This is a genomic window from Micromonospora sp. NPDC048839, from assembly GCF_040649915.1.
GTDB lineage: Bacteria > Actinomycetota > Actinomycetes > Mycobacteriales > Micromonosporaceae > Micromonospora.
Genome location: NZ_JBEZGL010000006.1, coordinates 339,091 through 362,145, shown reverse-complemented (window position 1 = coordinate 362,145; position 23,055 = coordinate 339,091). Strand labels below are relative to the sequence as shown.

At 72.6% G+C, this 23,055-nt stretch carries 20 protein-coding genes; 10 read left to right on the top strand and 10 right to left on the bottom strand.

Translation table 11 applies throughout. The features are described 5' to 3' along the window. Nucleotides 1-330 precede the first annotated feature (330 nt). Both AB0C25_RS14895 and AB0C25_RS14890 read left to right on the top strand, forming a co-directional pair. Nucleotides 331-1,101, top strand: a complete 771-nt coding sequence (locus AB0C25_RS14895; protein WP_357373391.1) for a helix-turn-helix transcriptional regulator — start codon at nt 331-333, stop codon at nt 1,099-1,101. After that, nucleotides 1,092-1,283 (top strand): DUF397 domain-containing protein, encoded by a 192-nt coding sequence (locus AB0C25_RS14890; protein ID WP_357373293.1) that lies wholly within the window; start codon nt 1,092-1,094, stop codon nt 1,281-1,283. Before AB0C25_RS14895 ends, AB0C25_RS14890 begins: the two co-directional genes overlap by 10 nt. 147 nt (nt 1,284-1,430) lie before the next feature. Here AB0C25_RS14890 and AB0C25_RS14885 read toward each other — a convergent pair whose 3' ends face one another. The 5 genes from AB0C25_RS14885 to pdhA all read right to left on the bottom strand — a co-directional run bounded on the left by AB0C25_RS14885 (nt 1,431) and on the right by pdhA (nt 8,531). Continuing rightward, nucleotides 1,431-4,205 carry a hypothetical protein gene (locus AB0C25_RS14885; protein ID WP_357373291.1) on the bottom strand — a complete coding sequence of 925 codons (2,775 nt, stop codon included), beginning with the start codon at nt 4,203-4,205 and terminating at the stop codon, nt 1,431-1,433. 342 nt (nt 4,206-4,547) lie between these two features. Next, on the bottom strand, nt 4,548-4,685 hold the full coding sequence (locus AB0C25_RS14880; RefSeq protein WP_357243345.1) for a hypothetical protein: 138 nt from the start codon (nt 4,683-4,685) through the stop codon (nt 4,548-4,550). A 218-nt stretch (nt 4,686-4,903) separates the two neighbouring features. After that, nucleotides 4,904-6,361 (bottom strand): dihydrolipoamide acetyltransferase family protein, encoded by a 1,458-nt coding sequence (locus AB0C25_RS14875; RefSeq protein ID WP_357373389.1) that lies wholly within the window; start codon nt 6,359-6,361, stop codon nt 4,904-4,906. A 5-nt stretch (nt 6,362-6,366) separates the two neighbouring features. Continuing rightward, complete coding sequence (locus tag AB0C25_RS14870) at nt 6,367-7,356, bottom strand: alpha-ketoacid dehydrogenase subunit beta (protein WP_357373289.1); 990 nt, start codon at nt 7,354-7,356, stop codon at nt 6,367-6,369. After that, the gene (pdhA, locus tag AB0C25_RS14865) at nt 7,356-8,531 is read right to left on the bottom strand and encodes a pyruvate dehydrogenase (acetyl-transferring) E1 component subunit alpha (protein ID WP_357373287.1); all 1,176 of its coding nucleotides are present in this window, start codon (nt 8,529-8,531) and stop codon (nt 7,356-7,358) included. The genes AB0C25_RS14870 and pdhA overlap by 1 nt, the downstream gene beginning before the upstream one ends. Nucleotides 8,532-9,095: 564 nt before the next feature. Between pdhA and AB0C25_RS14860 the strand changes: the two genes are divergently transcribed. Continuing rightward, a complete protein-coding gene (locus tag AB0C25_RS14860) occupies nt 9,096-9,938 on the top strand; it encodes a hypothetical protein (RefSeq protein WP_357373285.1) in 843 nt (280 codons plus the stop codon). Nucleotides 9,939-10,042: 104 nt separating this feature from the next. Beyond that, nucleotides 10,043-10,666, top strand: a complete 624-nt coding sequence (locus AB0C25_RS14855) for a phosphatase PAP2 family protein (RefSeq protein WP_357373283.1) — start codon at nt 10,043-10,045, stop codon at nt 10,664-10,666. Nucleotides 10,667-10,765: 99 nt separating this feature from the next. Here AB0C25_RS14855 and AB0C25_RS14850 read toward each other — a convergent pair whose 3' ends face one another. From AB0C25_RS14850 to AB0C25_RS14840, 3 genes are read right to left on the bottom strand one after another with little or no spacing between them, the layout of a single operon-like run. After that, nucleotides 10,766-11,989, bottom strand: a complete 1,224-nt coding sequence (locus AB0C25_RS14850) for a hypothetical protein (RefSeq protein WP_357373281.1) — start codon at nt 11,987-11,989, stop codon at nt 10,766-10,768. A 57-nt stretch (nt 11,990-12,046) separates the two neighbouring features. Further along, nucleotides 12,047-13,732 carry a GTPase gene (locus tag AB0C25_RS14845; protein ID WP_357373280.1) on the bottom strand — a complete coding sequence of 562 codons (1,686 nt, stop codon included), beginning with the start codon at nt 13,730-13,732 and terminating at the stop codon, nt 12,047-12,049. Further along, nucleotides 13,729-15,570: a GTPase domain-containing protein gene (locus tag AB0C25_RS14840; protein WP_357373278.1), complete on the bottom strand. Its 1,842-nt coding sequence runs from the start codon at nt 15,568-15,570 to the stop codon at nt 13,729-13,731. Before AB0C25_RS14840 ends, AB0C25_RS14845 begins: the two co-directional genes overlap by 4 nt. Nucleotides 15,571-15,790: 220 nt before the next feature. Between AB0C25_RS14840 and dnaK the strand changes: the two genes are divergently transcribed. The 5 genes from dnaK to AB0C25_RS14815 all read left to right on the top strand — a co-directional run bounded on the left by dnaK (nt 15,791) and on the right by AB0C25_RS14815 (nt 20,530). After that, nucleotides 15,791-17,653, top strand: coding sequence for a molecular chaperone DnaK (dnaK, locus tag AB0C25_RS14835; protein ID WP_357243371.1), 1,863 nt, complete (start codon nt 15,791-15,793; stop codon nt 17,651-17,653). Nucleotides 17,654-17,701: 48 nt separating this feature from the next. Next, the gene (gene grpE, locus AB0C25_RS14830) at nt 17,702-18,460 is read left to right on the top strand and encodes a nucleotide exchange factor GrpE (RefSeq protein ID WP_357243374.1); all 759 of its coding nucleotides are present in this window, start codon (nt 17,702-17,704) and stop codon (nt 18,458-18,460) included. An 85-nt stretch (nt 18,461-18,545) separates the two neighbouring features. Next, complete coding sequence (gene dnaJ, locus AB0C25_RS14825) at nt 18,546-19,727, top strand: molecular chaperone DnaJ (RefSeq protein WP_357373276.1); 1,182 nt, start codon at nt 18,546-18,548, stop codon at nt 19,725-19,727. 30 nt (nt 19,728-19,757) lie between these two features. Continuing rightward, nucleotides 19,758-20,198, top strand: a complete 441-nt coding sequence (locus tag AB0C25_RS14820) for a helix-turn-helix transcriptional regulator (protein WP_030332087.1) — start codon at nt 19,758-19,760, stop codon at nt 20,196-20,198. A 137-nt stretch (nt 20,199-20,335) separates the two neighbouring features. After that, the gene (locus AB0C25_RS14815) at nt 20,336-20,530 is read left to right on the top strand and encodes a hypothetical protein (protein WP_357373274.1); all 195 of its coding nucleotides are present in this window, start codon (nt 20,336-20,338) and stop codon (nt 20,528-20,530) included. Between the two features lie 257 nt (nt 20,531-20,787). On the opposite strand, the gene AB0C25_RS14810 is transcribed toward AB0C25_RS14815, so the two are convergent. Continuing rightward, nucleotides 20,788-21,219 (bottom strand): hypothetical protein, encoded by a 432-nt coding sequence (locus AB0C25_RS14810; RefSeq protein WP_357373272.1) that lies wholly within the window; start codon nt 21,217-21,219, stop codon nt 20,788-20,790. Nucleotides 21,220-21,391: 172 nt separating this feature from the next. Here AB0C25_RS14810 and AB0C25_RS14805 point away from each other — a divergent pair, with 172 nt between their 5' ends. Then, entirely contained in the window at nt 21,392-21,850 is a 459-nt protein-coding gene (locus tag AB0C25_RS14805; RefSeq protein WP_357373270.1) for a GNAT family N-acetyltransferase, read from the top strand. On the opposite strand, the gene AB0C25_RS14800 is transcribed toward AB0C25_RS14805, so the two are convergent. Further along, nucleotides 21,839-23,053, bottom strand: a complete 1,215-nt coding sequence (locus AB0C25_RS14800) for a cation:proton antiporter (RefSeq protein ID WP_357373268.1) — start codon at nt 23,051-23,053, stop codon at nt 21,839-21,841. The genes AB0C25_RS14805 and AB0C25_RS14800 overlap by 12 nt on opposite strands. Nucleotides 23,054-23,055 lie beyond the last annotated feature (2 nt).

The following is a 23,055-nucleotide window of genomic DNA, read 5'->3' as shown; positions in this document are numbered from 1 at the left end:
GGCTGGGACGCCGTTGCGCCGTTCAACCGGCGTGACCGGCAACGGCCCGACCGCGACGATGGTGCCTGGCGGCCAGTCCATCGGCAGCTTTGCCGGCCTGGGATTCGGCTGAGGCCTCGGGTCGTCCGGCACAGTCTCCTCCTACTGCCGTTGGAAGGGGCCGCTCCCGTGAGTGCTCGCCCGCCGGGAGCGGCCCCGCTTACGAGCGCGACCGCCGAGTTCGCTCTCCACCGGCCGCGCCATCTATGCCCAACGTGCCATTATTGAGACGACAACATCACCGCGTGTCACTATGGTGTCCAGATGTCTACTGTGCCGGGAGGTGTCGTGGTGAATGGCGCGCTGCGAATGGCGTTACAGAAGTCTGGTCTCACAACAGAATCCCTGGCTGAACGCATTGGCGTGGACCCCAAGACCACCGACCGCTGGCTGCGCGAGGGGCGTATCCCGCACCAGGCACATCGGACCGCTGCCGCCGGGGCACTCGGATGTGCAGTGTCAGACATATGGCCGGACACAAAACGCCGATACCGTGACCTCGTATGGTTCCGGCCCTGGGAAGCGCTTGAACGTGAGGCACATTCGTTGCGCTCCTACCAACCGCTCGTCCTGCCCGGCCTGCTCCAGACGGAGGGATACGCGCGGGCACTGTTCAACTCCGCTGGACAGCACACCCCGGACGACGTGGAGCGGCTGGTGGCCTCTCGGATGGCCCGTCACTCGGTGCTCGCGGGGAACGGCCCGCCATGGCTGACGGCAGTCGTAGACGAGGGGGTGTTACGGCGCTCGGTAGGTGGACCCGAGGTGATGCGAGAGCAGTTGGAGTCGCTCGCCGAAACGGAGCGCCTGCCTCACGTCCGCGTGCACGTGGTGCCCTCTTACGCAGGGGCGTACGCTGGACTGTCGGGACCGTTCGTCATCGCTAGCAGCGCCGATAACCGAACGGCCGGCTATCTCGACACCCAACTTCACGGCCAGGTGGCGTCCGAGCCGGCGGATCTGGTCCTCCTCATGGCAGCATGGGAGAACGTTCGCGGTGCGGCACTATCTCATGGGCAGTCGATCACACTCATAAGGGAAGTGGCGGAAACATGGACCTGAGCGACGCGCGGTGGCGCAAGAGCACCCGCAGCAGCGCCAACGGCGGCGACTGCGTCGAGGTTGCCGACAACCTTCCAGGCGTCGTCGCGGTGCGCGACTCGAAGGATCCGTCGGGTCCGGCGCTGACCTTCTCGCCGGTCGCGTGGGTCGCGTTCGTCAGCCAGGTCGCCGAGCGGCCGTAACCGACCACAGACGCACGAGCGCGCCCGTCCCGGATGCCGGGGCGGGCGCTTTACGTCCTACGGGGTGCCGCGCCGTTCGTGTTCGGAGCTGCGCCGGGTACGACGACGGCGGGGCCACGGTTGCCCGTGACCCCGCCGCCGGTGGAGTTACTTCGCGGCCGGCTTGAGGCAGAGCACCCGGTTGGCACCGCTACCCGGCAGCACCACGTGCGGCTGCGTCGTGTCGGTGCACTTCTCCTTCGCGTCCACCTTGGAGACGACGGTGAAGGAGCCGGCCTCGCCGCAGGTCGCCGCCGAGGCGCCACCCTGGCCGGACTGCTTCACGCAGGCGCCGACCGCCGGGTCGAAGGCCGGCGGCTCGTCCTTGCCGACCTTCCCGAGGAGCAGCAGCAGGCCGAGCGGAACCGCCAGGATGAGCACCGCGGCGATCAGTACGGCGGCCAGCACCCGACCGTTGCGTACCTTCGGCGTCGGCAGCTCCGCCTTGGGCTCCTCGGCGTCCGGCTTGAACGCGTCGAACCGGCCCTGATCCGACTTGCCGGGCTCCTGGCCCCAGGACGGCACGGGCTGCTGCGGTGGCGGGAAGGCCGGCGGGAAGCTGTTGCCCGGTCCCGAGTCGATGGCCGGCCCGCCGAAGCCCTGCCCGCCGGAGCCCGGTCCGCCGAAGTTCTGCGCGCCGTAGGTCGAGGCGCCACCGACCGCGGCGGTGCCGGCGGCTGGCGAACCGGGGCCGCCGAACTGGTCGGCCGGCCGCTCGGCACCGCCGTGCGGCCGCGTGCCGTTCACCGGCCGGTTGTTGCCGGGCGCGTCGACGAAGGACGGCACGCCGGGCGGGAATGCCGGCGGCGGTGCCTGGGCCTCGCCGAACGCGTTCGGGGCGGGCTGCCGGTCGTCGAAGCGCGGCTCGGCGGCGGATTCACCGCCCCAGCCGGGGCCGACCTGCCGCTGCGGGTCGTTCGCCCACTCGGGTGTGGCCGGGCGGGGCGGGTCGTTCGCCCACTCGGGTGTGGCCGGGCGGGGCGGGTCGTTCGCCCACTCGGGTGTGGCCGGGCGGGGCGGGTCGTTCGCCCACTCCGGTGCGGCCTGGTGCGGGGAGTCGGTCTGCCACTCCGGGGCGGCCTGGCGCTCGGCACCAGGGTCGGCCTGGAACGCCTCCGGCTCCGGCTCGCTCTCCGGCTCCGGTCGGGCCGGCCGCCCGTACACGCGGGGTTGGGGTGTGGCCGTGCCGGTCGGACGGATGGCCTGGTCGGTCGGGGGCATCACCCGGCTGGCCAGCGGCACCGAAGCGCTTGCCGTGGCCCGGGCCGCCGCGCCAGCTGCCGACTCGGCGTCGGACACCGGCACCACCGCGCGGCCCGCTCCGGACTCCGGAGAGGTACGCGGTGCGGGTACCACCGCGCCACTCGCGGGGACGTCCTCGGCGCGGCCCCAACCGGCCTGGTCCGCCTCGTACTGTGCGGCGGCGTCCGGGGCCTCCCGCTCGGCGTACGCGGGCTGCTCGGGGATCGGGGGGAACTGGGCGGCCTGGGGCGCGTAGTCGGCCGGCGGGGCAGCCGCCAGGCTGGCGCCCGGCACGCGCTGCTCCTGCGGAGGCAGCGGCACAGCGTTCGCAGGTGAGATGCCCGGCGCGGGGCCGGGTTGGTAGGCCGGAACCTCGTCGCCCCGGTCCGCCTCCCAGCCGCCACGGGCCTGCGCGGAGGCTTCCGCTTCGGCGCGACCCCACACCTCGCCGGGTGCCCAGGGCTCGACCTCCGGCGGGCCGTCCTTGCCGGGCGCGCTGGCACGGGAGGGCAGTGCGCTCTGCTCCGGGGGCGTCCACCCGACCGGTGCCGGCCGCTCGGCGGGCTGCTCCTGTGGTGAGAGCACCCAGTCGGGCTGCTGCGGGCGGCTCTCGGCATCGCCCCAGGCGGCCGGCTGCGCGGGCTGGTCCTGTCGCGCGTCGCCGTCACCCCACCCGGCGGGCTGTGCCTGCTGCTGCTGCGCGGCCCAACCACCGGAGCGGGCCGGGTCGTCCTGCCCAGGCCAGTTCGTCGCCGGTGCCGGCACCTGGGCTGCGCCACGGGCCGCGGTGGGCTGGACGGCCTGACCCCACCCGGGGGCGGGCTCGGCTGGTTCGGCGGACTGACCCCAGGCCGGCGGCGACTGCTCGGCCGGCGTCCACGCGGGCTGGTCGTCGTGTCCCGCTGCGGTGGCGGGCCAGCCGCCATTGCCGGATGCCTCGTCCTGCTGGGCGCCGCCGGACCAGGAGGCGGCCTGCTGCGGCTCGGCCTGCTGGGCTTCGGCTCCGCGCCACTCAGCGGTGGGCGGGTTGGCCTGCGCCGCGCCAGCCCAGCCACCGGACGTGGCCGGATCTTCCTGGGCGGGCCAGGCGGTGGTGGCGGGCGGCACCTGCGCGGCGCCCCGCGCGGGCGGCTGGGCCTGCACCCAGTCGGGCTGCTCGGCGGCGTTCGCGGTCCAGGTGGGTGCGGGCGTGCTCTGCTCAGCCGGCGTCCAGCCCTGCTGTTGCGGTGCGGCCCAGGCCGGCTGCGCCGGGGCCGCTGCGCCCTCGCTGCCGGGCCAGGTGATCGGCTGCTGTTGCGGCGGCTCGCTCGCGCCACCGCCGGACGCCCACGCCGGCTGCGGCGGGTCGTTGGGCTGCGCCGCGGGGGCGGCACCCCAGGCGGGCTGCGGCGGGTCGGTGGGCTGTGGGGCAGCGGCGGCACCCCAGGCGGGGGCCGGCGGTTGCTCGGACTGGGTCGCCCATGCCGGCGTCGACGCGTCGGGCCGCGCCGGTGGCGGGGGTGCCCAGCCCAGGTCGGGGCCGGCGGCGTTGTGGCCGTTGTCCGGCTGCGCCGGGCGGTCGCCGTACGGCGCCGGTCCGCCGGCGCCCGGTGACACCTCGTCCGGCTCCTGGCCGGTGCGGTGCGGGCCCTCGGACGTCATGGGTGCGCCTCCTCCATCACATGTCGGCTCGCCGGTGCCGATCGGTCTCCTCGGCATGGCTGCCGGCGTCACCGGCGTACCGCTGTGCCGGCTCCCCGCACGGTATCGGGTGCGGGCACGGCACGTCCAAGGAGCCCGGTCGTCACTCCCCGTGGCCGGTCGGTGTCGAGCAGCTTCGGTTTGCTCGGCCTCTGCCGGGTCGGCGGGCGGCGACCGAAGCCCACCGTACCGGGCGCTGCGGCAGGGCGGAATCCCGGTGGCGGGTGGCCGGGAACGCCGATGGCCCACCCGGTGGGCCGGGTGGGCCATCGATCTGGAGGAGGTGCGAAATGTCGTGGAGCGTCAGCTCATGTGACGCTGGGCGATGACGAGGAGTTCCTCGCGAACTGCCGGCGTGTTCGCCGAGCGCAGCGCGTGCTCGATGGCACGGGCGCGGCGGGTGGCGTCGCGGTGGTTGCGGATTCGCTCGATCATGCTCATTGGTGGGTCCCCCTAGCTATTCGGTTGTCAGCCCCTGATGTGTCTATTCAACAGCAGAAGCCGGGGAACTTCCAACGATTATTAGGTGAGCTGAGACACCCGCCTAACAATCGAAGGTCAACGGGCCGTCCGACCAACGGTTACGTCGCCCAACGGACACGGCCGGTGTGCCGGGCGTTAACCCGTGGCACACCGGCCGTGGCTGGCGTCTCGAACGATCAGGTCCAGGCGAGCAGCGCCGCCTCCGGATCCGCGAGGAAGTCGCCGACGTCGCGGAGGAACTTCGAACCCAGCTCACCATCGATGATCCGGTGGTCGAAGCTCAGCCCCAGCGTGGTGACCTGACGCACCTTGACCTTGCCCTTGTGCACCCAGGGCATCTCCCGCACCGCGCCGAAGGCCAGGATCGCGGACTCACCCGGCGGCAGGATCGGCGTGCCGGTGTCCACCCCGAACACGCCGACGTTGGTGATGGTCAGGGTGCCGCCGGACATGGCCGCCGGCGAGGTGCGCCCGGACTTCGCCGTCTGCACCAGGTCGGTCAGCGCATCCGCCAACTCCCGCAACGAGAGTCGGCCGGCGTCCTTGACGTTCGGCACGATCAGACCGCGCTCGGTGGCCGCCGCGATGCCGAGGTTGACGTACTCCTTCACCACGATCTCGTCGCCGGCCCACGTCGAGTTGACCATCGGGTGTCGGCGTACCGCCAACAGCACCGCCTTCGCCACCAGCAGCAGCGGCGAGACGCGCACGTCGCGCCACTCCCGCCGACCCCGGAGCCGGTCCAGTGCCTTCATCGCCCGGGTCACGTCGACGGTCAGGAACTCCGTCACGTGCGGGGCGGTGAACGCCGAGCGGGACATGTTCTCGGCGGTCAACTTGCGGACCCCCTTGACCGGGATGCGCTGCTCCCGGTCGGCGCCGAAGCTGGGAGCCGTCGTCGTCGCGAGCGGTTCCGCCACCACGACGGCGCCGCTCACCGCCCGCTGCACGTCCTCCCGGGTGATCGAGCCGAGCGGCCCCGACCCGGTCACCGTGCCGAGATCGACCCCGAGGTCCTTGGCGAGCTTGCGCACCGGAGGCTTGGCCAGAACCAGCCCACCGGTCGCCGTCGCGGCCTGCCCGTTACGAGCCGGAGCCGCCACGGGCGCGACCACCGGCTGTGGAGCCGGTGCCGCCGGAGCGGGTGCCGCCGCGGCCTGCGCCGGGACGCCGCCCTTGCGCGGGCGGCGCTTCGCGGCGGTCGTACGCGGGCCGTAGCCCACCAGCACCGCCGTCCGCCCGCCCGGGGCGGCACCGCCGATCAGGCCCGGCTCGATCATGCCCTCCGCCGGTGCCACCTCCACCGCCGCCAGCGAAGCCGCCGACGGGGTGGGCAGGTCCGCGCTGGGCGTGGCCGTGGTCGACGGCACGTCCAGCGGCCCGGCGCCCGGGTCGGTGTCGATCGCGATGATCGGCGTACCGACCTCGACCGTGGTGCCCTCCGGGTGGTGGATCGCCTGCACCTGCCCGGCCCACTTCGCCGGGATCTCCACCGCCGCCTTGGCCGTCTCGACCTCGACGATCGGCTGGTTCAGCTCGATCGTGTCGCCGACCTTGACCAGCCAGGCCAGGATCTCGCCCTCGGTCAGCCCCTCGCCCAGGTCGGGCAGGTTGAACGTCTTGATCCGGGACATGTCGATCACCAGCCGAAGGTGCGGTCGACGGCGTCGAGCACCCGGTCGAGGTCGGGCAGGTATTCCTCTTCCACCCGGGAGGCCGGGTAGGGGGTGTCGAAGCCGGTCACCCGCAGCACGGGCGACTCCAGGGAGTAGAAGCACTCCTCGGTGATCCGGGCGGCCAACTCGGCGCCGAGGCCGATGTTCGACGGCGCCTCGTGCACCACGACCGCGCGGCCGGTGCGCTTCACCGACTCGTACGCCGCCGCCAGGTCCAGCGGGGAGAGCGAACGCAGGTCGATGACCTCCAACTCCCGGCCGTCCTCCGCGGCGGCGGTCGCCGCCTCCAGGCACGTCCGCACCATCGGCCCGTAGGCCAGCACGGTCACGTCGGTGCCGGGCCGCACCACGCGAGCCGAGTGCAGGGGGTACGCCTCGGACAGCGGCGCGTCCAGGTCGACAGGCCCCTTCTCCCAGTAGCGCCGCTTGGGCTCCAGGAAGACGATCGGGTCGTCCGAGGCGATGGCCTGCTGGATCATCACGTACGCGTCCTGCGGGTTGGAGCAGGTCACCACCTTCAGGCCGGCCGTGTGCGCGAAGTACGCCTCGGGCGACTCGGAGTGGTGCTCGACGGCGCCGATGCCACCGCCGTACGGGATCCGGATCACCATCGGGATGCTGAGCCGGCCGCCGGAGCGGTAGTGCATCTTCGCCACCTGCGACACGATCTGGTCGTACGCGGGGTAGACGAAGCCGTCGAACTGGATCTCGCAGATCGGCCGGTAGCCGCGGATGGCGAGACCGACAGCGGTGCCGATGATGCCGGACTCGGCCAGCGGGGTGTCGATCACCCGCTGGTCGCCGAAGTCCTTCTGGAGCCCGTCGGTGATCCGGAAGACGCCGCCGAGCTTGCCGACGTCCTCGCCCATGATGATGACCTTGGAATCGTTCTCCAGGGCGCGGCGCAGGCCGGTGTTGAGGGCCTTGCCGATGGTGAGCGTCTCCGTGGCCATCAGTGGGCGCTCCCCTCGAACGACTCCATGTAGCGGCTGAACTGCGCACGTTGCTCGTCGAGCAGCGGAGAGCCGTTCGGGTAGACGTGGTCGAACATCGTCACCGGCTCGGGGTTGGGCATGTCGAGCACCCGCTCACGCAGGTGCACCGACTCGCGGCGGGCCTGGTCGTCGACCTCGGCGAAGAAGGCCGCGTCGGCGATCTGCTGCTTCTCCAGGAAGGCCTTGACCCGGGCGATCGGGTCCTTGGCCTGCCACGCCTCGACCTCGCTGGCGATGCGGTAGCGGGTCGGGTCGTCAGAGGTGGTGTGCGCGCCCATCCGGTAGGTGTACGCCTCGATCAGGCTCGGGCCCTGCCCGTGCCGGGCGTTGTCCAGCGCCGTGCGGGTGACCGCGTACGAGGCCAGCACGTCGTTGCCGTCCACCCGTACGCCGGGGAAGCCGAAGCCGGCGGCCCGCTGGTAGAGCGGGACGCGGGTCTGCCGCTCCAGCGGCTCGGAGATCGCGTACTGGTTGTTCTGGCAGAAGAACACCAGCGGGGCGTTGAACACGCTGGCCCAGACGAACGCCTCGTTCACGTCGCCCTGGCTGGTGGCCCCGTCGCCGAAGTAGGCGATCGCGGCCTCGCCGTCGTCGGTGCCGACCTTGCCGTCCATGGTGATGCCCATGGCGTACCCGGTCGCGTGCAGGGTCTGCGCGCCGATGACGATCGTGTACATGTTGAACTTGAACTCGTTCGGGTCCCAGCCGCCCTGGTCGACACCGCGGAACAGGCCGAGCGGCATGATCGGGTCGATGCCCCGGCAGTAGAGGACGCCGTGCTCCCGGTAGGTCGGGAAGGCCATGTCCTGCGCCCGCAGCGCGCGCCCGGAGCCGACCTGCGCGGCCTCCTGGCCGAGCAGACTGGCCCAGAGGCCCAGCTCGCCCTGGCGCTGGAGAGCGGTCGCCTCGGCGTCCAGCTTGCGGACGAGCACCAGGTCGCGGTAGAGCCCGCGGTATTCCTCGTCGGTGAAGTCGACGCGGTACTCGGTGCCGTCCGGCCCGGTGGCGCTGTCGATCCGCTCGCCGTCGGGGGTGAGCAGCTGCACCAGCTCGGGGTCGCCGGCCGTGCCCTTCTTGGAGCGGGGTGCCGCCCGCCTGCCGCGGGTGGTGCCCCCGGGGTCGCCCTTTGCCATCGGTCTCTCCCTGTCGTGTCTGCGTCGGCACCGGGGGGTCACCCGGCCACGCAACTCGTGCGCCTGTCCGGCTCTTGCCGGACCGGTTCCTGGCGGCCGCGCCTAGCCCCGGTGGGGGTTGCCGCACGGCGTGAGCCGGGTTCTGGCCGAACCCGGATCGGGAGCGCCGGCCCCGGGCCGCGCCTACCGCGTGGGTGCGCGGAGGTCACGGCTGCGTTGCCGTCGTGCTCCATATTCGCAGAGCAGGTGAGCGCGCCCACAGTACGCCCGCCCCGTATTCCGACCGCCCACCCTTTGCCGGTGTTTGTCGTCCTCCTGCCGGCCTGCCGTTCCGAGACGTTCCGGCGACGATTCGTCACGGTTCGGTCAGCCCGGCGTGTCGACACGCGGTGGAGGTTGGCTGACGGAGGGTGACTGGGTCAGGCTGAATCCCGCAGGATCATCTTTATCGGGTTATATGCCTGCTTTGTGGCTGACGGCGGCGAGCCTGGCGGCGGTGGCGGCCAAGCGATGACGCGGCGTCCATCCATGTCCACTGACGGCCGACGACAAGGGGTGCGCGCGGTGCACGAGCCAGGTGACGGTCCCGGCACACCAGCACTCGGCCGACACCGGTCCGCCGGCGGCTACCGCCGGGTGGTCGGCGTCCACCGCGCCCCCGGCGCGGGCGGCCCCTCCCGGGGTTACCTGCTGACCGTCGCACTGCTGGCCGGCACCGCGTCGATGCCCATTCTCGCCGCGATCAGCGCGGGCTCGGCCACCCCCGGCAGCACCGCGCTGCCCGACAGCAGCACCCCGTTCATCCCGACCCCGTCGATTGGGCCGGTGGTGATCCCGATGCCGATGACCAGCCAGCCGGCGCTGCCGCCACCCGGCACGCCCAGCGTCGGCCCGACCAGCGGCTGGCTGCCCGCCGCTCCCCGGCGTACCTCGGAGAGGCCCGGATCGGAGACCGTGACCGGCCCGGGACCCGGCCGACCGGCGACCTACCCGCCGCTGGCCCCGAAGCCACCCCGCGGCACCTGGCCCGCCGTACCCCCGGTCGGCCCGCCAGCGCCGACGACCGGTACGCCGACCGACCCCCCGGACCCCGACCCGACCGACCCGCCGGATCCCGACCCGACCGACCCCATCGACCCGGACCCCACCGATCCCGATCCGACGGATCCCGCCCCCACCCCCACGCTGGACCCGACGCCCACGCTGGACCCGAGCCCGACGCTGGACCCGAGCCCGACCGACGTCCCCACCGCGACCGCCGTGCCGACCAGGGCACCGTCAGCGCCGGTCACCACCCCCGGGTCACCCGCCGCTCCTGCCTCACCGACCAGCCGGCCCGGCCCAGCGGTCCCGACGCCCCCGGTCGTTTCGCAGACGCCCCCGGTCGGTCGTTCCCCGGTGGCCTGACCAACGCACCCCACGGTTCACGCCCCGACGGTACGGTGACCCTCAGGCGTGACCCATCCGATGCCGGCGGTGGCCGGCGTCAGGCACGTACCGGAGGGGGTGGCGTGGGCGGCGGTGCGAGACTCCGCCCGGTCACCACCCGACCCGGCCCGGGGCTGCGGGTCGCCCGGCTGGTCACCGAGGTGAGCGCGCCAGCCGTGCTCGTGTCGCTGCTGATCGTCACCGTGAGCTGGCACAGCGCGCGCCGCCCGGGTCAGGGCCTGGTGTGGGGTCTGCTCGCCACGCTCTTCGTCATCGGCATTCCGTTCGCCTACGTCGTGGGCGGGGTACGCCGTGGCCGCCTCACCGACCACCACGTCGGCCGCCGGGAGCAGCGCCGCGCGCCGCTGCTGGTCGGCCTCGCCTCGGTGACGGCAGGGCTCGCCCTGCTCGTCGTGCTCGGCGCGCCCCGCCCGGTGCTGGCGCTGGCCGTGGCCGGACTCGTCGGTCTCGTGGTCAGCGTGTCGGTGAGCCACTGGTGGAAGATGTCGATCCACTCGGCGGTGGCCGCTGGCACACTCGTCATCCTGATGCTGACCTTCGGGACACGGCTGGTCGTCGCCGCGCCGCTGCTGGTGTTGGTCGGCTGGTCCAGGGTGCGGCTCAGGGACCACACGGTGTCGCAGGTGCTCGCCGGTGGCGTGCTCGGCGCGTTGATCGCCGCGGTGGTCTTCGGCGCGCTGCGCTGACCGCGATCTGCGCCGACCGAGGCCCGCCGCCGGGGCGGACGAGAGCCGGGGCGGACGAGAGCCGGGGCGGACGGGATGTCGCCCGCCCCGGGTGGACCGTCAGGCGCCGTCGTCGGCGAGGCGGTGCCGGTTCGCCTCGATCCAGGCGTCCAGAGCGGCCGGATCGTCCGGGTCCACCCCGTCGGCCATCAGCTGCGCCACCGCCGCGGTCGCCGGGCTGCGCCGCTCACCCGTCGAGTAGAGGCGGGCGAACTCCGGCACCATCTCCTCGATCGCCTCGTCGGTACGCGTCGCCGCCGCCTCCGGCAGCCCGCGCTGGCGGGACGCGTACCGCGCCCAGGCACGCAGCACCCGGGGCAGCATCGCCGCGTCGTCCATGTCCAGCACCGCACGGCGGTGCACCCAGTCAAGCAGGAACAGCCCGGACACCGCCGGGCTCCAGCGCATCGGGTCGCCGTCCGGGAAGCTCGCCGAGTGGTCCAGCACCAGGCTCAGGCAGAAGTGCAGTGAGGCCAACTCCGCACCGTCGACGGCGTCCAACCCGAAGCGGGCGGCCTCCGGCGCGGCGAGGAACTGCCGGACCAGGTCGGTGCGCTCAGCAGCGGAGAGCGGCTCGACCGCCGCCGGGCCGGTCGGCTCGGCCGCGGTGGGCAGCAGCGCCAGCCGGGCACCGACGAGCGCCCGGTCGGTCGCGAGGGAACCCTCGCCGGGCAGCTCACTGAGGTCGTCGGTCACCGCGAGATGGCGGGCCACCTCGCCCCGGAGCCGGGCCGGATTCTCGGTACGGAACCAGGTCAACTCGTCGTCGGCGCACATCTGCCGGACCTGGTCCAGGATCCGTTCCGCCGGGCCGCCGACGAAGATGTCCTTGGTGATCCCGATGTTGTGGTCCACCAGGGCCACCAACGCGTGCTCGGTGCCGCCCGACGCGTCGTCGTAGGCGAAGGTGGCGAGGTAGGAGGTCTGGTCGCCGTACACGTCGCCGTACGCCCAGGTGCCGGTGAGGTGCACCCGGCCGAGCTGCCCGGACCAGGGGGGTGCCTGGCTGCCCGGACGGACCCGATCGGTGCCCCCGGCGTCCGGGACGAGCGCGGCGAAGACCTGCCGGATGGTGGTCGCCGCCGCGACCCGGCGACGGGCGGTGGCGGCGAGGAACCCGGTGACGAACTCCCGTACGGCGGTGTCGCGGTCGGTCTCCGCGATGGCGTAGACACTGCCCAGCAGCGCGCTGCCGAGCATCTCGGCGTCGAGGGCGGACTCCAGCTTGGTCACGTCGCGTGCGGCGTGCAGCACCGCGTCGTAGGGGGTCTCAGGCGTGGCCATGCTCCGACCCTACGCCGCCTGGGGCCGATGGAGAGCGGTAGCGAGCCGTGCGAGGCGTCAGCGGCCGGCGGCGTCCCGCAGCGCGTCGCGGGCCTGCGCGTACGAGTCGAGCACGGTCCGCACCGGTGCCAGCACGTACTCCTCGCCGACCAGGGCGACCTTCGCCGTCAACCGCTGCTCGGCTCGGGCTCGGGCACGCCGCGCGGCCCAGCGCACCACCGGGCGGGTCACCGCCGCCACCAGCAGCCCGGCCAGCAGGCCGCCGAGCAGCAGCAGGGTGGGCAGCGGCACCTGACCGACCGTCGGGTTGTCCAGCGCCGGCAGGCCCAGCGCCCGCAGCGCGTACCCGAGCGCCAGCCAGCCGAGCCCGACCACAGCGGCGAGGGTGACCAGCCACTGGACACCTCCGACGGCCCGCCACCACAGCGGTCGACGGTCCAGGCCGAGGTCGGTGCCGGCGATCGTGCGGTCCAGCGCGTCCGGCAGGTCGCCGAGGCGGGACCGGGCGGCCGAGGTCACCGCTCCGGGCCAGGCGGCGGGCAGGTCGGCGGCGGCCCGGTCGGCCACCGCGCGGATCGCGAGGCTCAGCGCCGAGCGCTGGGCGGCCGATGGTTCCGGCACCGAGGTGGCCGCGACCAGGCTCTCCGCCGGGTCGTCCCGGCCGCCGGTCGGGCCGGGCAGGTGCAGCCGACGAAGCGGGTCGGGTCGCAGCCGCCGCCAACCCCGGACCACGGGCCAGCCGGTGGCCGCGCCGGCCCGATGCCGGTACGCCTGCTCCACGGCGGTGGTGACCGCGGGTACGCCGGCCGCTCCGGCCAACGCCCGGTTCAGCCCGTCGACAGTCGAGTTGCCCGGTCCACCCGTGGGGCGGGCCGAGCCGACCACCTCGTCCAGGCCGGCGACGACCGTGTCGACGTCACCCGCGAGTCGGCGCAGCGCGGCCTGCCGCTCGGCGACGGTCCGCTCCAGCGCGCCGCGCAGCCCCACCATGCCGGCCGGGTCGATGGCGGTGGTGGACAGCAGCGGCACCCCGGTCAGCCCGTCCGAGTCGAGCAGTCGACGCAGGTCGTCCAGGACGCGGGGCACCTCGGCCGGGGACAGCCGGTCGGCCTGGTTGAGTACGACCACCGTGACGTCGCGGTGCCGGTGGAACTCGCGCAGGTAGCTGTCGTGGATGACCCGATCGGCGTACTTCTGTGGGTCGACCACCCAGACCACCTGGTCGACCAGGCCGAGGAGCCGATCCACCTCCAGGCGGTGGGAACGCTGCACCGAGTCGAAGTCGGGCAGGTCGAGCAGGACCAGCCCGTGCAGCGCCGTCTCGTCGTCCGCGTCCAGGGCGCTCTCCCGGACGAAGCGGTGTCGCGGCAACACGCCGATCCAGTCGAGCAACTGGTTGGCTCCCGCCAACGGCCCCCACACGCAGGCGTGGGTGACGCCGGTGGTCGGCCGGCGGACCCCCACCGGCGAGAGCTCGAGCTGCGCCAGCGCGTTGAAGAGACTCGACTTGCCGCTGCCGGTCGCACCGGCCAGCGCGACAACCGTGTGGTCCCGGGACAGCGTCAACCGGGTGCCGGCCCGCTCGACCAGGGTGTGGGCGGGCACCAGCTCGGCGTCGGGCAGCAGGCCGTCCACCGCGGTCAGGAAGCGCCGGACCGCGTCCAGTCGGGCGATCAGCTCGTCGGCGTCCACCCGCTGGTCACCGCGGAACGCCTCGCGTACCCGGCCGGTGAGGTTGGTCACCGGAAGCCCTCCTCGTCGCGGGCCGGCGGGGTGTCGCCGCCAGCGGACAGGCCACTGCGGTGCCGGGCCAGCTCGACCCGGCCGGCGGCCCGGCGCAGCCCGTCGCCGGCGTCCGCGGCGGGGCGGGCGTCGGCGGTGCGGCTGAGGAACCGGTCGGCCTCCGCGTCGAGCAGCGTCCGCACCCGGGCCAGCAGGTCGGTGCGGGCCTTGGCGGCCAGGGTACGCACCGCCTGGTCGCCGAAGATCGCCTGGAGTACGGCCTGCGCGGCGACCGTGGTGCCAGCCCCGGTGGCCAGCTCCAGCCCGGTCGGGATGAACGCGGTGGAGGCGAAGACGGCGATCATCACGGCCAGGCCGGTGGCGTTGACCGCGTACGCGGCGGTGCGGGCCACGAACCGCTTGTCGCCGCCCTCGACCCGGACCAGCTCCAACACCCCGCGCTGCCAGTCCCGGACCATCCGTTCGGCGCGCTCGGGCAGGTCGTCGCTCGGGTGGGCGAGCTTCGGCTCGAGCAGCCCACTGCCCGCCGGATGCGCCTTCCAGCCCGTGTACGCCGATTCGGCGGCCTCCGAGGCCACCCCGCGCAGCAGCGTGACCAGCTGCGACTCGATGGCGTTGCGCAACTCGACGGCGGGTGCCGGTCGACCGGTGACAGCGGCGACGACCCGGTCCCGGAGGCGGCCGATCCGTGCCTCCAGCGTGCGGAAGAACTCTCCGGTGCCGACGAACTCCTGCCAGCGGGCGAGCACCTCGCCCCGGAGCAGTCGGCCGTCCTGAAGCCCCTGCTCGACGGTGCGCTCGGCACCCCGGTACGCGGAACGGACCCGGTCGTCCAGTCCGTCGGCGGCGGTGACCTGCTCGTCGGCGGCGTCGGCCAGTTCCTCGACGGCGGGGTGCAGCGCGGCCAGAGCCCCGTCCAGCGTCTGACGGACCACCGCAGCCCGAGCGTCCGCGTCGCCGGCCAGCCGGGCGAACCAGTCGGCGAGCGCCGCGGTCGCGCCCTCGGGCAGCAGCCCCTGCCCGTCGACCCAGGTCTCCGGCAACACGAACAGCGGCGCCCGGCCGAGGCCCTGTTCGGCGAGCATCTCGGTCAGGTGCGCGGCGATCTCCTCGGTGGCCTCGGCGGGCACCCGGTCCAGCACCATGGCGATCACCGCGCCGCGCGCCCGTGCGCTGCGCAGCAGCTCCCAGGGCACCGCGTCGGCGTACCGGGCGGCGGTGGTGACGAAGAGCCAGAGATCGGCGGCGGCCAGCAGTTGGGTGGCGAGCGCCCGGTTGGCGTCGACCACCGAGTCGATGTCGGGCGCGTCGAGGAAGGCCAGCCCGGCGGGGAGGGCGGGGGCGGTGACGAGGTGCAGGGCGCGGGGGTCGTCGCTCGGCTCGGTGGTGCGGGTCAGGCCCGGCAGCAGGTCACCCTGCCGGAACCACGCCGCGTCGGACGGGTTGCAGACCAGCACCGGGGAACGGGTGGTCGGCCGGAGCACGCCAGCGGCGCTGACCCGGGCCTTGACCAGGCTGTTGACAAGTGTCGACTTGCCGGCACCGGTGGAACCGCCGACCACCACGAGAAGCGGGGCGTCCAGCCGGGCGAGCCGGGGCAGCAGGTAGTCGTCGAGCTGGTCGGCGAGGGCGGTAGCGGTGTGCCGGGCGGGGCCGGCGGAGGGCAGTGCGAGAGGGTACCGGGTCGCACCGATCGCCTCCCGGAGGCCCGACAGGGAACCGGGGAGGCCGTCGCCCCCGGTGGTGGCGGGCGGCTCCTCCGCGGCGTCCGACGGACCGGTGCGGGCTGCGACGGCGGGCGCGCCGGAACGGGTGGCGGAATCGCCGTGCGTCGTCACCGCTAAAGCGTGCCCGACCGGTGCACGGGAAAACAACCGGACGGTAGTAACGGGTGGGTTGCGTCGGGTTGACTCAACTCGACTTGACGATTCGCCAACGCGTGGCACTATTGAGTCAAGTTCACTCAACTTGTGGTGGGGCCCGCTGCGGGCGGTGCTCGCCAGCAGCCCACGGGCGACGCCCGTCACCTGCACAACCTTATGAAGCGAGGAAGCGAAGATGGCACGTGCGGTCGGTATCGACCTCGGCACGACGAACTCCTGCGTCAGCGTTCTCGAGGGCGGTGAGCCCACCGTCATCGCCAACGCTGAGGGCTCGCGGACGACCCCGTCGATCGTCGCGTTCGCCCGCAACGGTGAGGTGCTCGTCGGTGAGGTCGCCAAGCGCCAGGCAGTGACCAACCCGGACCGGACGATCCGCTCGGTCAAGCGCGAGGTCGGCACGAACTGGTCCGTCGACATCGACGGCAAGAAGTACACCCCCCAGGAGATCTCGGCCCGGACGCTGATGAAGCTCAAGCGGGACGCGGAGGCGTACCTGGGCGAGCAGATCACCGACGCGGTGATCACCGTCCCGGCCTACTTCAACGACAGCCAGCGCCAGGCCACCAAGGAGGCTGGCGAGATCGCCGGCTTCAACGTGCTGCGGATCGTCAACGAGCCGACCGCGGCCGCCCTGGCGTACGGGCTGGACAAGGGCTCCAAGGAGCAGACCGTCCTGGTCTTCGACCTCGGCGGCGGCACCTTCGACGTGTCGCTGCTGGAGCTGGCCGAGGGCGTCATCGAGGTCAAGTCGACGAGCGGTGACAACCACCTCGGCGGCGACGACTGGGACCAGCGGATCATCGACCACCTGGTCAAGACGTTCCGTGGTGAGCACGGCATCGACCTCGGCCAGGACAAGATGGCCCTCCAGCGCCTCCGTGAGGCCGCCGAGAAGGCCAAGATCGAGCTGTCTGCCGCCACCACCACCAACATCAACCTGCCGTACATCACCGCCGGCGCGGCCGGCCCGCTGCACCTCGACGTGACGCTCAGCCGCGCCGAGTTCCAGCGGATGACGCAGGACCTGCTGGACCGCTGCAAGGGTCCGTTCGAGCAGGCCGTGAAGGACGCCGGGATCAAGATCTCCGACGTCGAGCACGTCATCCTGGTCGGCGGTTCGACCCGGATGCCCGCTGTGACCGACCTGGTCAAGCAGCTCACCGGTCGCGACCCCAACAAGGGCGTCAACCCGGACGAGGTCGTCGCCGTCGGCGCCGCCCTGCAGGCCGGTGTGCTCAAGGGTGAGGTCAAGGACGTCCTGCTGCTCGACGTGACCCCGCTGAGCCTGGGCATCGAGACCAAGGGTGGCATCTTCACCAAGCTGATCGAGCGCAACACCACCATCCCCACCAAGCGCTCCGAGGTCTTCACCACGGCGGACGACAACCAGCCGTCGGTGCTGATCCAGGTCTTCCAGGGTGAGCGGGAGATCGCGGCCTACAACAAGAAGCTCGGCACCTTCGAGCTGACCGGCCTCCCGCCGGCGCCACGCGGCGTGCCGCAGATCGAGGTCGCCTTCGACATCGACGCCAACGGCATCGTCAATGTGCACGCCAAGGATCTGGGTACCGGCAAGGAACAGAAGATGACGATCACCGGCGGCTCGTCGCTGCCGAAGGACGACATCGAGCGGATGCGCCGGGACGCCGAGGAGCACGCGGAGGAGGACAAGCGCCGCCGCGACGACGCCGAGGCTCGCAACGTGGCCGAGGCGCTCCAGTGGCAGACCGAGAAGTTCCTCGCCGAGAGCGGCGACAAGCTGCCCGGTGAGAACCGGGAGCAGCTCAACGAGGCGCTCGGTGAGCTCCGCGGCGCCCTCGGCGGTCAGGACATCGAGAAGATCAAGTCCGCCCACGAGAAGCTGGCGAAGGTCTCCCAGGAGGCCGGTTCGCTGCTCTACTCGCAGCAGGCCGAGCAGGGTCAGCAGCCGGGTGGCGAGGCCGGCCCGGGTGCGACCGGCGCACAGCCTGGCCCGCAGTCCGGCGGTGCCGACGACGTGGTCGACGCGGAAATCGTGGACGAGGACGGCAAGAAGTGACCGTCGGCCTCCGACACCTGTTCACGGCGAAGGGGATGAGGTAGCCGCATGACGCAGAAGCCACGAGCCGCCGACCCGGGCGACACCGGGTCGACGCCGGGTGGCTCCGCGCCCACGGAGCCGACCACCGGCGACGGGGAGCGGGTCGTCATCCGCAACAAGCGCAAGCTCGTCGACACGGCGGAGCCGGAGGGCACCGCCGCCGACGCGGAGACCGGTGTGCCGGCCGAGGGTCTGGTCGAGGACGCCGAGGTCGTGGTCGACGAGATCGAGGTCGAGGTCAACTCCACCGATGGCCCGGAGCCGTCCGGTCCGCCGGTGGTGGACGCCCCGGCGCAGCCGGTCGACGGCGCCGGCACGGGCACGTCGCTCGGTGCCGAGTTGGAGGCGCTCCGGGCCGAGTTGGACGAGCGGACCCGGGACGTGCAGCGGGTGTCGGCGGAGTACGCCAACTACCGCAAGCGGGTCGACCGCGACCGCAACCTGGTGCAGGAGCAGGCGACCGGTTCGGTGCTGGCCGCACTGCTGCCGATCCTCGACGACCTGGACCGGGCTCGGGAACACGGCGACCTGGTCGGGCCGTTCGGCACGGTGGCGGAACAGCTCACCACCGCGCTGGGCAAGTTCGGCCTGAACGCCTTCGGCGAACAGGGCGACCCGTTCGACCCGACCCGTCACGAGGCGGTCGCGCACCAGACCTCGGCCGAGGTCACCGAGCCGACCTGCGTGCAGGTCATGCGGCGCGGCTACCAGCTCGGTGAGCGGCTGCTGCGCCCCGCGCTGGTCGCGGTCGCGGACCCGGAATAGTGCCAAGCAGTGACCGGGCCGTCTCGCCCACCGCACGGCGGTGGGCGGGACGGCCGGGCCGCGACGGTCGAGAGGGGGTGGACCGGTGAGTTCCAAGGACTGGATCGAGAAGGACTTCTACGCCGTGCTCGGCGTGGACAAGGCCTCCTCCGCGGATGACATCAAGAAGGCGTACCGCAAGGTGGCCCGGGAGTCGCACCCGGACCACAACCCGGGCGACGCCAAGGCGGAGGAACGGTTCAAGGCCGCGTCCGAGGCGTACAACGTGCTCTCGGACTCCGGCCGTCGCCGCGAGTACGACGAGATGCGCTCGCTGTTCGGCTCGGGCGCGTTCCGGCGCAACGCCCGCGGCGGGGGTCAGCCGGGCGGCATGCCGTTCGACGTCTCCGACATGTTCGGCGGCGGCGGGGCCGGCGATCGTCGCTTCGGCGGCGCCGGCTTCCAGGACCTGTTCAGCTCGATCTTCAGTGGCGGTCAGGGCGGTGGGCAGGCGGCGCCGCGCGGCCCGGGTCGTGGCCGGGACGTGGAGACCGAGGTGGCACTGGACTTCGGCGACGCGGTGCGCGGGGTGACGCTGCCCCTGACACTGCGCGCGCCGGGCGTCTGCGAGACCTGCCACGGCAACGGGGCCAAGCCCGGTACCCAACCGCGGACCTGCCCGGTCTGCCACGGTGCCGGCGTGACCACCCGCAACCAGGGGTCGTTCAGCTTCTCCGAACCGTGTCGCAACTGTCAGGGTGTCGGCACCGTGGTCGAGGAGAAGTGCCCCGAGTGCCACGGCAGCGGTGGGGTCACCAAGACGCGCACCATGAACGTGCGCTTCCCGGCCGGCGTGGCCGACGGTCAGCGCATCCGGCTGACCGGGCGCGGTGAGCCAGGTGAGCGCGGCGGCCCGGCCGGTGACCTGTTCGTGCATGTCAAGGTTCGGCCGGACGAGCTGTTCGGGCGTACCGGTGACGACCTGACGCTGAGCGTGCCGATCACCTTCGCGGAGGCCGTGCTCGGCACGGACCTGCGGGTGCCCACGCTCGACGGCGCGGTGACCCTGCGGGTCCCGCCCGGGACGCCCAGCGGGCGGGTGCTGCGCGCCCGGGGCAAGGGTGTGGTCCGCCGCGACGGGCAGGCCGGCGACCTGCTGGTCACGTTGGACGTGGTGGTGCCGGCCCGGTTGTCCGACGAGGCGCGCACCGCGCTGGAGGCGTTCGCCGAGCAGAGCCCGCCAGCTGCCCGGGAACATCTCGAGGCTCGGGTGCGGCGGGTCAGTTAGTCCGGTGGAAGGGACGCGGAGGTGAGCGGGATGTCGGGCGAGTTCCTCGGTTCGGGTGACCCTGCCTACGAGGCCAAGGTGCTGATGATCTCGGTTGCGGCTCGGATGGCGGGGATGCACCCGCAGACCCTGCGTCAGTACGACCGGCTGGGGCTGGTGCAGCCCGGCCGGGCCGCTGGCGGCGGACGTCGGTACAGCGTCCGGGACGTGGTGCTGCTGCGCGAGGTGCAGCGGCTCAGTCAGGACGACGGGATCAACCTGGCCGGCGTCAAGCGGATCATCGGGCTGGAGCGGCTGTTGGAGCAGGCGCAGCAGCGGGTGGCCCGGCTGGAGGCGGAGCTGGACGCCGCGTACCGACGGGTTGCCGAGCTGGAATCACTCGCCCGCTTTCCGGGACGGGATCTGGTGCCGACCAATCGCACGTCCACCGCGCTTGTGGTGTGGCGACCCCGTCGTACTCCCGATCGTTGACCTGCCGCGCATCCGGAGCTGTCTTCTCGGCCCGGACCGCACCGGATTCCCCGGCGCGGTCCGGGCCGCTTCGGTTAGCCTGTTGATACGGGTCCAATCGGCTTAATACGGACCTACCGGCATGGCGAGGGGGAGCGATGGCGGAACCGGCGAAGAAGGTCGCCCAGCAGACGGAAGATCGGTTGGAAGACCTGGCCGAGACCGTCCGCAAGAAGTTCGACAAGGTGACCGAGGGGACCTACCGGGACCGGATCGTCGAGGGCCGGTTCGCCGAACAGGGCGACCACGGCGGCGACCGGAGCCGAGCCGAAACTGAACGCAAGCAGGACTGACCGGTGACCGACGTGCGGGCCGGGACCCACGGGGGGTCCCGGCCCGTTCGCCGTCAGAGTGCGGGCCGGGACGCGGTGATGCCGGGGCGGGGGTCCCGGCCCATTCGTCGTCTCTGAGTGCGGGCCGGGACGCGATGATGCCAGGGCGGGGGTCCCGGCCCGTTCGCCGTCAGAGTGCGGGCCGGGACGCGGTGATGCCAGGGCGGGGGTCCCGGCCCTTTTGCCGTCGTTGAGTGCGGGCCGGGACGCTACCTACCTCAGCCGAGGCGGCGGTTCTCGCGGACCAGGCCGCCCTCGCACCACTCCCGGTAGACGAAGAGTTCCGGGCGGGCCAGCAGCACCCGCCCGTTGTGCGCCCAGATCTTCATCAGCTCGTCGCCGTCCCGCTCGGCCTGCTCGACGAGCTTGCGGAAGCGGCGCTTGGGGTGGGCGCGGAAGTTCGTCCGGATACCGTCGGCCGCGTAGATGTAGAGGCAGTGCAGGGCGAAACGCCGGGCCGGGCAGGTCTGATCCATCGCCAACTCGAAGAGTGTCAGCACCAGCCGGTCACCGGAGACCAACAGGTCCCAGTCGGGTGGCATCGAAGCCAACGGCACCGAATCGGGCTTGTACGCCCAAGCTCGCAACTCCGCCGGACTCGGATCGACGGGGTTGGCGAAGCCGTGGAACGTCGACTCCTGCACGCTCACCGGCCAACCTTCCGCTCTCGGCCGCGTGTGGCAACGCTGCCTGCGGACCGTGGCTGCTGGGGCGAAACGGTAACCCGCCGTGGCCTGCTGCGGTAGTACCCGCGAGGAGCAATTCCGCAACCGTTGGCATGGTCGGGTTCACGGCATCGACAGCGCTGCCGATGATGCTCGCATGACAATCCACGTTCGACGGTTCCAGCGGGGTGCCGAGGCCGAGTTCGTCACGGGGCTGGAGTGGCTTTTCACCCCTCCCGGTAGCCGCCCCGCGGATTGGGACCGCGACCGCGCCGTCGAGCGCACGGCGCAGGTACTCGCCCACGAGAACGTCGCGCTCCTCGAAGCGCGATCGCAGGAGGATCAACTGGTCGGCGTGGCCAGCATCTACGTGGACATCCTTTCGGTGCGCTTCGGCCGTCGGGCTTCGATTGAGGATCTCGCCGTGCACCTCGAGTGGCGTTCCCGGGGTGTCGGCTCCACCCTCCTGGCGGCGGCCAGGGCGTGGGCGCACGAACAAGGTGCCGACTACGTCTTCCTGGAGTCCGGCCTCGCACGAACCGAGGCCCATCGCTTCTACCTCCGCGAAGGCGCGACCCACGCGGCCGCGGCGTTCAGGTGGAGCTCAGTGCAGTGAGTCGACGACCGGGGTCGCCTCCCGCCGCTGGGCCGCCGCGCGGGTACGCAGCCACTGCTTGAACCACGGGAAGTCCGGCAGCCGGGCCAGGACCGGCCCGGTCACCACTGTGATCAGGACGTACGTCGCAGCCAGCGCCGCCAACCGCGGCTCGACGCTCCCGGCGGCCACCGCGAGGCCGGCGATGACGATGGAGAACTCACCGCGAGGTACGAGTGCCAGGCCGGCCCGCCATCGACCGGGTTCCGCGATGCCGACGCGGCGGGCGGCGAGGTAGCCGGTGAGCGTCTTCGTCGCCATGGTGACCACGGCCAGGGCGAGTGCCGGCAGAAGCACCGGCGGAATGTCCTGCGGGTCGGTGACCAGGCCGAAGAAGACGAAGAACACCGCGGCGAACAGGTCCCGCAGCGGGGAGAGCAACTCGGTGGCGTGGTGCGCCACCGGGCCGGAGAGGGCGATGCCGACCAGGAACGCGCCGACCGCCGCCGACACCTGGAGCGACGCGGCGAGGCCGGCGATCAGCAGGGTCAGACCGAGTACGCCGAGTAGCAACGCCTCCGGGTCCTTCGCCGAAAGGGCGGACGAGATGAGGTGGCCGTACCGGATGGCGACCACGAGCACGAGCAGCACGGTGCCCACCGCGACGGCGAGCGCGATGCCCCCGCCGAGCAGTCCGGTGCCGGCCAGTACGGCGGTGACCAGCGGCAGGTAGAGCGCCATCGCCAGGTCCTCGATGACCAGGACCGAGAGGATCACCGGGGTTTCCCGGTTACCGAGCCGGCCCAGGTCGGCGAGGACCTTGGCGATCACCCCGGAGGAGGAGACCCAGGTGATGCCGCCGAGGACCAGGGCGGCGACCCAGTCCCAGCCGAGCAGCAGGGCGAACCCCGCGCCGGGTAGCGCGTTGAGCACGCCGTCGATCAGCCCTGCCGGTGCCGCCGAGCGCAGGTTGCCGACCAACTCGTTGGCCGAGTATTCCAGGCCGAGCATCACCAGCAGCAGGATCACGCCGATCTCGGCGCCGACGGCGAAGAACTCCTCGCTGGCGTCCAGCGGCAGCAGGCCGCCGTGGCCGAACGCGAGCCCGGCGAGCAGGTAGAGGGGGATGGGAGAGAGGCCGAAACGCCGGCTGAGCCGGCTGAGGAGCCCGAGCAGCAGCAGCAGCGCACCGACTTCGATGAGCAGCGTGGTGAAATCGTGCATCC